The 13,486-nt window shown below is 71.7% G+C and carries 11 protein-coding genes and 1 riboswitch; of the genes, 8 read left to right on the forward strand and 3 right to left on the reverse strand.

Annotated elements, in window-relative coordinates; translation table 11 throughout:
- Positions 1 to 266: 266 nt before the first annotated feature.
- The 4 genes from ASG53_RS04340 (at position 267) to ASG53_RS04355 (ending at position 5,316) form a co-directional block, all read left to right on the forward strand.
- Entirely contained in the window at positions 267 to 1,286 is a 1,020-nt protein-coding gene (locus ASG53_RS04340) for a magnesium and cobalt transport protein CorA (protein ID WP_442983365.1), read from the forward strand.
- Positions 1,287 to 1,491: 205 nt separating this feature from the next.
- On the forward strand, positions 1,492 to 2,664 hold the full coding sequence (gene sucC, locus ASG53_RS04345; RefSeq protein ID WP_056128925.1) for an ADP-forming succinate--CoA ligase subunit beta: 1,173 nt from the start codon (positions 1,492 to 1,494) through the stop codon (positions 2,662 to 2,664).
- Positions 2,665 to 2,697: 33 nt separating this feature from the next.
- Positions 2,698 to 3,588: a succinate--CoA ligase subunit alpha gene (gene sucD, locus ASG53_RS04350; protein WP_056128929.1), complete on the forward strand. Its 891-nt coding sequence runs from the start codon at positions 2,698 to 2,700 to the stop codon at positions 3,586 to 3,588.
- Between the two features lie 255 nt (positions 3,589 to 3,843).
- The gene (locus ASG53_RS04355; protein ID WP_156382656.1) at positions 3,844 to 5,316 is read left to right on the forward strand and encodes a cell division protein PerM; all 1,473 of its coding nucleotides are present in this window, start codon (positions 3,844 to 3,846) and stop codon (positions 5,314 to 5,316) included.
- On the opposite strand, the gene ASG53_RS04360 is transcribed toward ASG53_RS04355, so the two are convergent.
- The gene (locus tag ASG53_RS04360) at positions 5,292 to 5,909 is read right to left on the reverse strand and encodes a hypothetical protein (protein WP_056128934.1); all 618 of its coding nucleotides are present in this window, start codon (positions 5,907 to 5,909) and stop codon (positions 5,292 to 5,294) included. The two genes, ASG53_RS04355 and ASG53_RS04360, sit on opposite strands and share 25 nt — an antisense overlap.
- A gap of 98 nt (positions 5,910 to 6,007) precedes the next feature.
- On the opposite strand from ASG53_RS04360, the gene purN reads away from it, so the two are divergent.
- A complete protein-coding gene (gene purN, locus ASG53_RS04365; protein ID WP_082543763.1) occupies positions 6,008 to 6,694 on the forward strand; it encodes a phosphoribosylglycinamide formyltransferase in 687 nt (228 codons plus the stop codon).
- Positions 6,695 to 6,769: 75 nt separating this feature from the next.
- Positions 6,770 to 6,859: riboswitch (ZMP/ZTP riboswitch) on the forward strand.
- A gap of 68 nt (positions 6,860 to 6,927) precedes the next feature.
- Positions 6,928 to 8,589 carry a bifunctional phosphoribosylaminoimidazolecarboxamide formyltransferase/IMP cyclohydrolase gene (gene purH / locus ASG53_RS04370; protein ID WP_056128939.1) on the forward strand — a complete coding sequence of 554 codons (1,662 nt, stop codon included), beginning with the start codon at positions 6,928 to 6,930 and terminating at the stop codon, positions 8,587 to 8,589.
- A 76-nt stretch (positions 8,590 to 8,665) separates the two neighbouring features.
- Here the strand turns inward: purH and ASG53_RS04375 are convergent, their stop codons facing one another.
- Positions 8,666 to 10,066 carry an NAD(P)/FAD-dependent oxidoreductase gene (locus ASG53_RS04375; protein ID WP_082543764.1) on the reverse strand — a complete coding sequence of 467 codons (1,401 nt, stop codon included), beginning with the start codon at positions 10,064 to 10,066 and terminating at the stop codon, positions 8,666 to 8,668.
- 71 nt (positions 10,067 to 10,137) lie between these two features.
- Here ASG53_RS04375 and ASG53_RS04380 point away from each other — a divergent pair, with 71 nt between their 5' ends.
- Positions 10,138 to 10,605 carry a DUF3017 domain-containing protein gene (locus ASG53_RS04380; RefSeq protein ID WP_056128941.1) on the forward strand — a complete coding sequence of 156 codons (468 nt, stop codon included), beginning with the start codon at positions 10,138 to 10,140 and terminating at the stop codon, positions 10,603 to 10,605.
- Between the two features lie 137 nt (positions 10,606 to 10,742).
- Here ASG53_RS04380 and ASG53_RS04385 read toward each other — a convergent pair whose 3' ends face one another.
- Complete coding sequence (locus tag ASG53_RS04385) at positions 10,743 to 12,032, reverse strand: MIP/aquaporin family protein (protein ID WP_056128944.1); 1,290 nt, start codon at positions 12,030 to 12,032, stop codon at positions 10,743 to 10,745.
- 403 nt (positions 12,033 to 12,435) lie between these two features.
- On the opposite strand from ASG53_RS04385, the gene ASG53_RS04390 reads away from it, so the two are divergent.
- Entirely contained in the window at positions 12,436 to 13,425 is a 990-nt protein-coding gene (locus tag ASG53_RS04390) for a malate dehydrogenase (RefSeq protein WP_056128946.1), read from the forward strand.
- Positions 13,426 to 13,486 lie beyond the last annotated feature (61 nt).

Raw genomic sequence — 13,486 nt, forward strand, 5'->3', positions numbered from 1 at the left:
CCCGCAAGGGCCCAGCCAACCACGGCCCAGCCGACCACGGCCGCCGCCCGCCCGACCGACGCGCTCCGCCGTCGGTCGGCCCGGCCAGCCGCGCCCCCGTACCCTCGGTGGGGCGACGCGTGCCGCCACGACCGCAGGCCCACGGGCCACCGAGGAAGAGAGTGCGAGTGATGCACAGGCAGAGTGACGCAGCGGGTCCGCGTCGGGGCAGTCGGTTCTGGCGGTCCTCACAGGCTGCTTCCGGCCCTGGGGCCCCCGAGACGACGGTGTCGACCCGGCGCACCCGGTACGTCGTCGACGGTCACCTCACCGCGGCGCCGCACGAGGTGAGCATCGCGGAGGCCCTGCGCTTCGCCCAGGACGAGCCCGGCACGATGACGCTCAGCCTCTTCCCGACGCCGACCGCGGACGACGTCGACGAGCTCGCGCACGCGTGGGACCTGCACCCCGTGCTCGTCGAAGACCTGCACCACGCCGGTCAGCGTCCCAAGCTCGAGCGCTACGGCGACGTCCTGTTCCTCGTCGTGCGCTCGGCGCGCTACCTCGACGACATCGAAGACGTCGACTTCTCGGAGTTCCACGTGCTCGTGCGACCGCACGCCATCGCGGTGCTCTGCCAGGACGGACGGTGGATCGACGGCTCGGACGACACGACCATGCCGGGCAGCTCGACCGAGATCGCCGACCACACCCTGCTGGACGACGACAGGCTGCTCGCCCTCGGTCCGGAGGCTGTCCTCTACAGGCTGCTCGACGCGATCGTCGACGGCTACCTGCCGGTCCTGCGCGGCCTCGCGGTCGACAAGGAGCAGATCGAGCGCCAGGTCTTCAGCGGCGACGCAGCCGTCACCGAGCGCATCTACCGCCTGAGCCAGGAGGTCATCGACCTCCAGCACGCGACCTCGTCGCTGACCGATGTGCTCGACGCCCTCGGCAAGGGCTTCGACAGGTACGGGATCCCCGACGCGCTGCGCACCTACCTGCAGGACGTCTCCGACCACCTGCTGCGGGTCGACACGCGGGTCGCCGAGCTCCGCGACGCTCTCGCGCAGATCCTCACGGTCAACGCGACCCTGGTCAGCCAGCGCCAGAACGAGGACATGAAGAAGATCTCCGGGTGGGCCGCGATCCTCTTCGCGCCGACGCTCATCGGTGCGATCTACGGCATGAACTTCGACAGCATGCCCGAGCTCCACTGGGCCCTCGGCTATCCGATGGCCGTCACCGCGATGGTCGTGCTCGGTGTCGGGTTGTACGTCGTCTTCAAGCGGAAGAAGTGGATGTAGCCCGCTCGCAGATCCGCGAGCCTGCGGGTCTGCAAGTCCGCAGGTCAGCCGTGCAGGCTCGCGCCTGCCCACCCGCAAGCCCCTTCGCACTGTGGCCTACCTGACACAGTGTCAGGAGCGCCGATCGGGTGATCGGCACTACGCTGTCCAGAAGTGTCTCGATGTCGAGACATCTGTGTACCGGTCGACGGAAGGACGCAGCAGGGTGGACCTGTTCGAATACCAGGCGCGCGACATCTTCGAGAAGCACGGCGTTCCCGTGCTGGGTGGAGTGGTCGCGACCACTCCTGAAGAGGCTCGCTCAGGCGCAGAAGAGCTCGGCGGAGGAACTGTCGTCGTCAAGGCGCAGGTCAAGGTCGGAGGCCGCGGGAAGGCGGGCGGCGTCAAGCTCGCCCACACCCCCGACGAGGCAGCCGCCAGGGCCGAAGAGATCCTCGGCATGGACATCAAGGGACACACCGTCCACCGCGTCATGATCGCGGCCGGCGCGAAGATCGCCGAGGAGTTCTACTTCTCGGTGCTCCTCGACCGGGCCAACCGCTCGTACCTCGCCATGGCGAGCGTCGAGGGTGGCATGGAGATCGAGCAGCTCGCGGTCGAGCGCCCCGAGGCTCTCGCCAAGGTCGCCGTGGACCCGATCGTCGGGATCGACGAGGCCAAGGCTATCGAGATCGCCGAGGCCGCCGGCTTCGCCGACGACATCAAGGCCCAGGTCGTCGACGCGTTCCAGAAGCTGTGGACCGTCTACAAGGAAGAGGACGCGACGCTCGTCGAGGTCAACCCCCTCGTCCGCACCGAGGACGGCTCGATCGTCGCCCTCGACGGCAAGGTCACCCTCGACGAGAACGCCGGGTTCCGCCACGCGGAGCACGCCGAGCTCGAGGACAAGGCTGCGGCCGACCCTCTCGAGGCCAAGGCCAAGGAGAACGACCTCAACTACGTCAAGCTCGACGGTGAGGTCGGCATCATCGGCAACGGCGCTGGGCTCGTCATGAGCACCCTCGACGTCGTCGCGTACGCCGGCGAGGCGCACGGCGGGGTCAAGCCCGCCAACTTCCTCGACATCGGTGGTGGCGCCTCGGCCGAGGTCATGGCCGCGGGTCTCGACGTCATCCTCGGTGACGAGCAGGTCAAGAGCGTCTTCGTCAACGTCTTCGGCGGCATCACCGCGTGCGACGCTGTCGCGAACGGCATCGTCGGCGCCCTCAAGGTGCTCGGCGATGCCGCGACCAAGCCTCTCGTCGTCCGTCTCGACGGCAACAACGTCGAGGAGGGACGCGCGATCCTCATCGAGGCTGCGCACCCGCTCGTGACCCTCGCCGACACCATGGACGGCGGCGCCGACAAGGCTGCCGAGCTCGCCCACGCGTCGGTCTGACCGCACCCGAACGAGAGAAGAAGCGACACAACAATGGCAATCTTCATCACTGAGGACTCCAAGGTCATCGTTCAGGGCATGACCGGATCCGAGGGGCAGAAGCACACCACGCGCATGCTCGCCTCGGGCACGAACATCGTCGGCGGCGTGAACCCGCGCAAGGCCGGCACCTCCGTCACCTTCCCGAAGGGCGAGTCGAGCGTCGACGTCCCCGTGTTCGGCTCTGTCGCCGACGCGATGACCGAGACCGGCGCTGACGTGTCCGTGATCTTCGTGCCGCCGGCCTTCACCAAGGCCGCCGTCGTCGAGGCCATCGAGGCAGGTATCCCGCTCGTGGTCATCATCACCGAGGGTGTCCCCGTCAAGGACACCGCCGAGTTCTTCACGCTCGCTCAGGAGCGCGGCGTGCGGCTCATCGGCCCGAACTGCCCCGGGCTCATCAGCCCCGGGCTGTCGAACGTCGGCATCATCCCCGCGAACATCACGGGTGCCGGCAAGATCGGGCTCGTGTCCAAGTCGGGCACGCTCACGTACCAGATGATGTACGAGCTCCGTGACTTCGGCTTCTCGACCGCGATCGGCATCGGCGGAGACCCGATCATCGGGACGACGCACATCGACGCCCTCGAGGCCTTCGAGGCCGACCCCGAGACCGCCGCGATCGTCATGATCGGTGAGATCGGTGGCGACGCCGAGGAGCGTGCCGCGGCGTACATCGCCGAGCACGTGACGAAGCCCGTCGTCGGCTACGTCGCAGGCTTCACGGCTCCCGAGGGCAAGACCATGGGCCACGCCGGCGCCATCGTCTCCGGCTCGTCGGGCACCGCGCAGGCCAAGAAGGAGGCCCTCGAGGCCGCCGGCGTCAAGGTCGGCAAGACGCCGTCCGAGACCGCCGCGCTCATGCGGGAGATCCTCTCCGCCTGAGCAGCTGCTCAGCGGCGGCCTGCTGGCCGCCAGCACGGCCCGTAGGCCCGTCCCGGTACGTCCGGGGCGGGCCTGCGGTCTTCGCCCCTGGGCCACACCTGATGGGTTCATCGCGGCCGTTGCCAGGGCAGGCGGCCCCTCGCGACGTCCGTCGCCGCGGGCCCCACGTCTCCGCAGAACTTTCACGCCCGGTGTCGCCCGGCTCACCGTCCGGCCTCCCTCGCCCGGAGGCCACGAGGGGAGACCATGATCGGTGTGAACCGAGGACCTCGCAGCGACGACCCGACCAGCACCCGCCCCGGTGCCGTGCGACGGACGCTCGAGCAGCCCGAGAAGACCCGCCGGTGGCCCAGCCTCGACCTCGGCGCCCCGTGGGTGTCCGGGGTCCTCGGGGCCGTGCAGGCCCTCGTCTTCTCGCTCGCCGTGGTCGTCGTCCCCGCCATCGCGATGGCCGTGGCCGCCAACGCCCAGCTGAGCGCCGTGACCTCGGGCTGGACTGCCGCAGTCCCTGTCGCCGCCCGACTCTGGCTGCTCGGGCACGGGGCGCCCCTGCACACAGGCGCCGCGACGGTGACCCTCGTGCCGCTCGGCATCACGGCCGTCGCCGTCTTCGCGGTCCTGGTCTCGGCGCGGCGCACGATCGTCGCGACGCGGTCCGCGCTGTGGACGGCGGTCGCGACCTACGTCGTCGGCGTCCTGCTCGTGGCGCTCGCGACAGGGTCGACCGACGGGCTCCAGCTCGCCTCGTCGGTGGTCGGTGGTCTGGTGGTCGCCCTCCTGGGTCTCGGCTGGGGGCTGCTCACAGGCCCGGAGCCCGGACCGCTCGTGGCGCAGGCTCGTGCGCTCGTCGCGCGGGTTCCGCAGCTGCTGCGGGTCGGTGTGCGTGGCGCGCTCTCGGCCGCGGCTGTCCTCGGCGTGCTCGCCGGTCTCCTCACGCTCTTCTGGGTGCTCATGGGCTGGTCGACCGTCGCAGACGTGCTGAGCGACCTGAGCCTCGACGCCGCGAGCACCATCTCCCTCGGGATCGCCCAGCTTGCCGTGCTGCCCAACCTTGCGGTGCTCGCCGTGACCTGGTTGGCCGGCCCGGGGTTCTCCGTCGGCTCCGGGACGCACTTCGGGCCTGACTTCGTCACGTCAGGGCCGCTGCCCGCCATCCCGCTCCTCGGCGCGCTGCCGGCTCCGAGCACCGGGGGTGGCATCGCGCTCTGGGCACCTGTGCTCGTCGTCGTCGCCGGGATCTGCGGCGGGTGGGCCGCGACCCGCCGCACCGACAGCCTCGTGTGGTGGCACGTCGTCCCCCTCGCCGGGCTCGTCGGCGTGGGGAGCGGGCTGGTCACCGCGATCATGGTGGGCCTCGCCTCGGGGGTCGCCGGTCCCGGCAGGCTCGCCGACGTCGGGGCCTCGCCCGTCTACCTCGGCGGGTGCGTGGCCGCGCAGACCGGTCTCGGCGCGCTGCTGGTGCTGCTGGCCACCCGCGCAGAGGTGCACGCCGCCGTGGCGGCCGCGTGGCGGTCTGTGCGCGGGCGGGGGAGCGCGGGCGGCGACGCTGAGGTGGATCCCGGAGCCGGTGGCGCAGGTTCCAGCACGGGGGAAGGTTCCGGGACGGAAGCACCTGGCGAGGAGACAGCGGGAGCTGCACCGACGAAGGGCGCGTCGACGACCACGTCGACCTCGACCGCTGCGCCTGCTCCGACGACCCCGCCTCAGTCGGTCAGCGAGGACCTGTAGTCGTCGATCGCCGTCTCGTACGTGGTCTGGCAGGACGTCTGGGCCGTGACGGTGATGGCCTGGTCGAGGCAGCTCTGACGGTCTGTCTCGATGCCCCAGACCGGGATCACCGCGAGGGTCGAGAGCCCGAGGACCACGGTCATGAGCATGCCGGCCGACAGCACCACGACGAGCCCACCGCGCAGGCCTGCGCGCCACACGGTCCGCAGGGCCCGGACGCCGACCACCAGCGCAGCGACACCGACGGCGACGCTGAGCATCCGCCAGGGCAGCGCGACCGAGCTGAGGAGCAGCGAGGCCAGCATGTAGAGCCCGAAGATCATCACTCCCCGGGTCGCGAGGCGAGCCTTCTCGGGGTCGACCGGCGGGCGCGGCGCGCGCGGTGCCCCACGCCCGTCCCAGCCGCCCGGTGCGCCACCCGGTCCCGGCTGGCCGTGGTCGCCCGGAGCAGGCGTGACCGGCTGGCCCGGGAGAGGCTGCGGAGCGAGGTGCTGCGGCGGGAGCCCGCCGTCCTGCTCGTCCTGCGGAGATCCGGTCGCGACCGGGCGGTGCGGGGTGCTGCCCGGGGGCTTGGGCGCGTACGGGTTTCCCATGAGCCCATCATCCCGTACCGCAGCGGGCCGTGGTGCAGACGGCCCGGCCTGTGGAGCCGTCCGGCGCGGCTGCGCGTCGGCAGGCTAGTCTTCCGACCGTGACTCCTGGTGACCCCGTCCGTACCCCGTCCGGCCACGTCGTCCCCGTCGTGGGGCGCACCGAGGGATCGCCCGCTCGGGTGGTCGTCCTCGCCTCGGGAGCGGGCAGCAACCTCGCGGCCCTGCTCGACGCCCAGGCAGACCCGGCCTACGGCGCCCGGGTCGTCGCCGTCGTGACCGACAAGCCCGGGGCCGGAGCCCTCGACCACGCCCGCGCGGCAGGTGTCGCGTGCGCTGTCGTCGAGCCCTCCGACTTCGCGTCCCGCGAGGACTGGGACCGTGCTCTCGCCGAGACCGTCGCGGTCTTCCACGCGGACTACGTCGTCAGCGCGGGCTTCATGAGGATCTTGGGCCGCAGCTTCCTCACGTCCTTCGGCGGACGCACCCTCAACACCCACCCTGCGCTGCTCCCGGCCTTCCCCGGCGCGCACGGCGTCCGGGACGCCCTCGCGCACGGGGTGCGGATCACCGGCTGCACAGTGCACCTCATCGACGAGGGGGTCGACACGGGCCCGATCGTCGCGCAGGCAGCCGTGGCCGTCGAGGACGGTGACGACGAGCCGACGCTCCACGAGCGCATCAAGGCCGTCGAGCGTGCGCTGCTCGTGGAGTGGGTCGGCAAGATCGCCCGTGGCGGCCTGAGCGTCGAGGGCCGCAGGGTCGTCGTCGGGACGCCTGAGGTCTGACGGCAGGGACGACCCCTGGGCTGGTCTCCCGTCAGCCACATCCCCTTCAGGCTGCGTCCGATCTCGGTTAGGCTGGATCTCGGTCGCGACTGGCGAGGGTGGGGTTCACCACCGGGGAGCGACCGGAACGCCCCCGCAGCTGCGCCGCCCGCCTGGGCGCCTGGGTCCACGTCACCGCTCGTCGCACCTGGACGGGCGGTCTCACGAGAACCGCAGCCCGGAGGAGACCCCTGATGTCCGCAGCACACCCGTCCGCTGAGCCCGTCGCCCAGCTCGCCGACGACTCGCAGCGCCCCGTCCGACGCGCCCTCGTCAGCGTCTACGACAAGACCGGCCTCGCCGAGCTCGCCCAGGCGCTGCACGCAGCCGGCGTCGAGATCGTCTCGACAGGGTCGACCGCGTCGACCATCGCCGCCGCGGGTGTGCCCGTCACCGGGGTCGAAGAGCTCACGGGCTTCCCCGAGTGCCTCGAGGGACGCGTCAAGACCCTGCACCCGCGCGTGCACGCCGGCATCCTCGCCGACACCCGCAAGGCCGACCACCTCGCGCAGCTCGACGAGCTCGGCGTCACGCCCTTCGAGCTCGTGATCGTCAACCTCTACCCGTTCACGGCGACAGTCGCCTCGGGCGCGACGCCTGACGAGTGCGTCGAGCAGATCGACATCGGTGGTCCGTCTATGGTCCGCGCCGCCGCGAAGAACCACCCGAGCGTCGCCGTCGTCGTCGACCCCGCCGCGTACCCCGAGGTCGTCGCCGCGGTCCAGGGTGGCGGGTTCACCTACGCGCACCGCAAGGCGCTCGCCGCGCAGGCCTTCGTGCACACCGCGAGCTACGACGTCGCCGTCGCCACGTGGATGAGCGAGGTCGTCTCGCCGACGGACGTCGTGCTGACCGACGGCCCCGACGGTCTGGGCGTCTCGACGGGCTTCCCGTCCTGGCGCGGTGCCACCTGGACACGCTCGGACGTGCTCCGCTACGGCGAGAACCCGCACCAGGGTGCTGCGATCTACGTGGCCGAGGGTGCGACGGGCGGCCTCGCCCAGGCCGTCCAGCTGCACGGCAAGGCGATGAGCTACAACAACTACGTCGACGCCGACGCCGCGTGGCGCGCCGCCCACGACCACGAGGGCGCGACGGTCGCGATCATCAAGCACGCCAACCCCTGCGGCATCGCGGTCGGCGACGACATCGCCGACGCGCACGCCAAGGCCCACGCCTGCGACCCGCTGAGCGCCTTCGGCGGCGTCATCGCGGCCAACGGCATCATCACCAAGGCCGCCGCGGAGCAGATCGCCCCGATCTTCACCGAGGTCGTCGTCGCGCCAGGCTTCGAGCCCGAGGCCGTCGAGATCCTCAGCGCCAAGAAGAACATCCGCCTGCTCCAGGTCGACGGCGCGCCGTCCGCGACCGTCGAGACCCGTCCGATCAGCGGCGGCCTGCTCGTCCAGGAGGTCGACCGCGTCGACGCCGCCTCCGAGACCGGTGGCGACTCGCCCGAGAGCTGGACCCTCGCGACAGGTGAGGCCGCTGACGCCCAGACCCTCGCCGACCTCGAGTTCGCGTGGCGTGCCGTGCGCGCCGTGAAGTCCAACGCGATCCTGCTCGCCGACGGCGGGGCCTCCGTGGGGGTCGGCATGGGACAGGTCAACCGGGTCGACTCGTGCCGCCTCGCGGTCGAGCGCGCCAACTCCGGTGACGTCGAGCGCGCTCGCGGGGCCGTCGCGGCCTCCGACGCCTTCTTCCCCTTCGCCGACGGGCTCCAGGTGCTGCTCGACGCGGGTGTCCGTGCCGTGGTCCAGCCGGGCGGCTCGGTCCGCGACGCCGAGGTGATCGCCGCGGCCGAGGCCGCCGGGGTCACGCTGTACCTCACGGGGACGCGCCACTTCGCACACTGAGACGGGACGAGCCCGGCCTGACCTCCTCATGGTCAGGCCGGGCTCTCCGGTTCTGGGGGTGATCGCGTCTTCCAGGTCAGGCCGAGCTGGGCGTGGCAGCTGCCGTCGCCTTGAGCGGGACCGTGGGATCGGCCACCTTGTCGAGGTCCAGGAGCGCGGGGCCCTGAGCCATCAGGCGTCGTGCCGCGGCGACGTCGCGCGGAGAGTCGACCGCCAAGATCCCCGTGACGGTCCCGGACCCGCCGACGTAGCACGCCACCCAGCCGGTCCCCGGGGTCGACGGGTCGCCGCGCAGCACGACGCTGTCCGCAGTCGGGTCCGGCAGGCCGAAGAGGGCGAGGTCGTGACCTAGCTGGGTCGAGAACACGTAGGGCGCCGGGACCGGCGGGGTCTCGAGGCCGAGGATCGAGCGTGCGACGGTGCCGGGGTCCAGCAGCGCCGCAGACCAGTGGCCTCCGTGCACCTGGCCCCACACGTCGTCCGCGCGCGTGGCGCAGTCGCCGACGGCCCAGACCGCAGGCTGGGAGGCGGCAGTCTCCGGGGCTGCGCTCTCACCGGATGCAGACCCTGGTCCCGCGAGCACACGGCCGTGGATGTCGGTCTGCACGTCTCCGCGTGGCCCTGTCGGCACGGTGCCCGCCAACCACCCCGTCGCCGGGCGGGCACCGACGGCGGCGAGCACCACGTCGGCGCCGATCATCTCCCGGTGCGTCCCGTGGTCGACGTGCACACCCTCGGGGCCGACAGACGTCACGGTCACACCGGTGACCAGCGTGACACCGGCCTTCTCGTACCAGCCGGCGAGCAGCGCGCCGACCTGCGCACCGAGCTGGCGGTGGAGCGCGACGGGCGCAGCCTCGACGACGGTCACCTCGACCCCCTGGGCGGCAGCAGCACCGGCCACCTCGGCCCCGATCCAGCCGGCCCCCACGCAGACGAGACGACGGCCTGGCGACAGGGACGCCCGCAGCGCCTCGGCGTCCGCTGCGGTGTGCAGGGTCGTGGCGCTGTCCCACCCGACCGGGCGGACCGGTTCCGAGCCGCAGGCCAGGACCACGACGTCGGCCGCGATGGTGCGACCTGACGCCGTCGTGACGACGCTCGGCCCACCGTCTGCGCCCAGGGTCAGCGCGACGGCCGGGTCGTCGAGGACGGTCTCGTCGGCCAGCACGTCGAGGTCGGCACCGGTCTCGTCGACCAGCCAGGCCGGCGACGTGCGGGTGAAGAGCTCTTTCGACAGCGGCGGCCTGTCGTAGGGGGCGATCCCCTCGGCGCCCAGCACGGTGATGCGTCCGGTGGCGCCGTGGGACCGCAGCGCCGCGGCGGTCTGCGCGCCCGCCAGACCGGCCCCGACGACGAGGACCGACAGGTCCTCTGGAGCCGGCGGTGCGACCGGTCGAGCGGCAGACGGCTCCGTCACGGTGTCCGCAGGGTGGTCCACAGACGACGGCGCGGCGGGGGAAGGCGTTCGATGCATGCAGCCAACGGTAGTCTCGGTCGGGTGATGCGCTCGTGACAGTGGTGAGCAGACCGACAGCGGCAGGCGGGATGACGGTGGACGACGTGACGGCCGGTCAGGACTCGACCGGCCGACCCCTCGGGCCGGTGCCCCTGGCCGACGGTGCGCAGGCGCACGACGCTGCGCTCAGCAGCGCTGCTGCGACCGCCCCGCCAGGCGAGCGCGGTGAGGCAGAAGAGCCCCACGAGCCCGATGAGCCCCACGAGCACGTCGTCGCGCAGAGCCTGCACCCGATGCCTGCCCAGCCGCGTCGCAGCCCTGCGATCTGGGCCGTCATGGGGGCGCTCGTGGTCGTCCTCGTGCTCGTGGTCACCGTCAGTGCCTCGGCCGGCGCCCTCGCGCTCGCAGCGGTGCTGGTGACCGCCGGGATCTGCCGGGCTGTGCTCCCCGGAGACGTCGTCGGTCTCGCTGTGCGCTCGCGGACTGCCGACGTGGTGTTCTACCTCCTGCTGGCCGCTGCGATGGCCTTCCTCGCGCAGACCGCCCCGAACCTCTGAGGCGAGGACGCCGAGCACCTCGTCGTCGATGGCGCGCGCTGGCACGGACACCTGAGACGACGACACGTACCCCTTGACGCACGCTGCCCCGGACCTCTGAGAGGTCCGGGGCAGCGCGGGTGTGGTGCGTGATCGGGTCAGGCCTTATCGGTCGAGGACTCGTCGGCCGTCGGCTCGTGGGACCCCGGGGTCTCGGTCGGAGTCTTCGTGCCGGTCGAGGTCTTCTCAGTCACGACGCCGTCGGCGCCGGCGGCCTTCTCGGCAGCGGCACCCTTCACAGCGCCGTCGACCTTCGGAGCAGCGTCGGTCTTCGCAGCTCCGTCCACCTTCTCGACCACGACGGTCTTCTCGACGACGACGGCCGTCACAGCCGCTTCAGCGTCAGCAGCGTCGTGCTCGTCTGTCGTGGCCGGGCGGTCGAAGAGCGAGTCGCGCGCCTGCGCGTCGGCGGCCTCTTCCTCGACGGCGATCTCGTCACGCATGCCCGTCGCGACGGCAGCGCTGAGCGCGGTCGGGCCCGAGGCGAAGCCGCGGTAGAAGAGCGCGGCGATCGCCGCACCGGCGAGCGGTGCGACGAGGAACACCCAGAGCTGGCTGAAGGCCCAGCCGTCGGAGAACACCGCGGCGGCGATCGAGCGTGCCGGGTTGAGCGAGCCGTTCGACATCGGGGACGCGACGACGAGCAGAGCGGCGAAGCTCAGGCCGAGGACGACGGGCACCATGCGTGAGCGCACGCGGCGGTCGGTCACGGCGAGGAAGATGCCGACGAACAGCGCCGTGAGGACGACCTCGAAGATGACGACCTCGACGGTCCCGAAGGACGGCAGGGTCGGGGCTGCGAGCTGACCCGCGGTGATGGCCTCGTCGACCTGGGCACGGGTCGCGCCCTGGGCGAGGTACGGGGTGTAGAAGGCCGTCTCGGCGGCGCGGTAGGCGGCCGAGTGGACGCCGTAGCCGTTGGCCGTCGTCGAGAAGAAGTCGCGCAGGGTCGCGTAGGCCGAGGACTCGGAGGCGAAGCTGGCGGGCAGGGCCGCGAAGAGTGCTGCGGCGCCGGCGACGGCGCCGACGACCTGCGAGACCCAGTAGACGGGGAGCCTGCGCCACGAGGTGCGCCCGGCGAGGGTCGCGCCGAGCGTGACAGCCGGGTTGAAGTGACCGCCCGAGACGTGCCCGACGGCGGCGAGCGCACCCATGAGCGCGATGCCGTAGGCGAGGGCCACCTCGAAGGTGCTCAGGCCCTGGGTCGTCGCGTACAGCGCCGCACCGAGACCGACGAAGACGAACAGGAAGGAGCCGAAGAGCTCTGCGCCGGCGACCGCAGCGAGCGAGGTCGGCTTCGGTGCGGCGACCGTCGTCGGGTCGTCGACCGCGGTCTGGACGGTCACGGTCTCCGTGATCGTCGTCGGTGCGTGGGCGTCGTGTGACATGAGAGTCCTGTCGAGAGTCGGTGTGGTGAGCGCGGGGCTGCCCGGCACGAGATGCGTGACCGCGGGCCCCCTGGCTGCAGGTCTACGTCGAGCATGGTGGCAGACGCACCTGGGAGCGGCCTGACGAGACGCTGTGCGTCGCCCGCGTCTGACGGTATCCCTCCTGGTGAGGACTCTGCCAAAAGTATCTTGACGTCGAGAAGTCTAGTAGCGTTGACGCACCCGAGACGCGGTCGCCGAGGTCCGTCCCCGCGCAACCCCCGTCGAGGTACGAGTGTCGTGCACGAGCCGTGTAGGGCAGGATCGAGAGTGGTCCGGCTCCTCCAGGTCGTGCAGTCGACGCACCTCCAGGGTCCGGCAGGTGTGTGCACCCCAGGACCGTGCCGAACGAAGGAGTTGTGACATGAGCCCTACCCCCGTCAACGTCACCGTGACAGGAGCCGCCGGCCAGATCGGCTACGCGCTGCTGTTCCGCATCGCCTCGGGCCAGCTGCTCGGGCCCGACACGCCCGTCCGGCTGCGCCTCCTCGAGATCCCGCAGGGGGTCAAGGCTGCCGAGGGCACGGCCATGGAGCTTGACGACTGCGCCTTCCCGCTGCTCGCGGGCATCGACATCTTCGACAACCCGACCGAGGGCTTCGAGGGCACGAACATCGGTCTGCTCGTCGGTGCGCGCCCGCGCACCAAGGGCATGGAGCGCGGTGACCTGCTCGAGGCCAACGGCGGCATCTTCGGGCCGCAGGGCGCCGCGATCAACGCGGGTGCTGCGGACGACGTGCGGATCCTCGTGGTCGGCAACCCCGCGAACACCAACGCGCTCATCGCCTCGTCGCACGCCCCCGACGTCCCTGCCGACCGCTTCACGGCGATGACGCGGCTGGACCACAACCGTGCGCTGAGCCAGGCGGCGACCAAGGCCGGCGTCTCGGTCGCCGAGGTCCGCCGCCTGACGATCTGGGGCAACCACTCCGCCACGCAGTACCCGGACCTCTTCCACGCCGAGATCGCCGGTGCTCCCGCGACGGCCCTGACCGACGACACGTCGTGGCTGACCGACGACTTCATCCCGACGGTCGCGACCCGCGGGGCCGCGATCATCGAGGCACGCGGTGCGTCGTCGGCCGCGTCGGCTGCCAACGCCGCCGTCGACCACGTCCACGACTGGGTGCACGGGACGCCCGAGGGCGACTGGACGTCGGCGGGTCTGGTCTCCGACGGCTCCTACGGTGTCCCCGAGGGGCTCGTGTCGTCCTTCCCCGTCGTCTCGCGCGACGGCCGGTGGGAGATCGTCCAGGGCCTCGAGATCGGCGACTTCTCCCGCGAGCGGATCGATGCGTCGGTGCGCGAGCTGGTCGAGGAGCGCGACGCGGTCCGCAGCCTCGGGCTGGTCTGACGCTTCGCTGCTCTGATGTGGCACCACTCTGACGCTGCACCGCTCTGATACCGAACCGCTC

Origin of the sequence: Sanguibacter sp. Leaf3, assembly GCF_001425965.1 — a bacterium.
GTDB lineage: Bacteria > Actinomycetota > Actinomycetes > Actinomycetales > Cellulomonadaceae > Sanguibacter > Sanguibacter inulinus.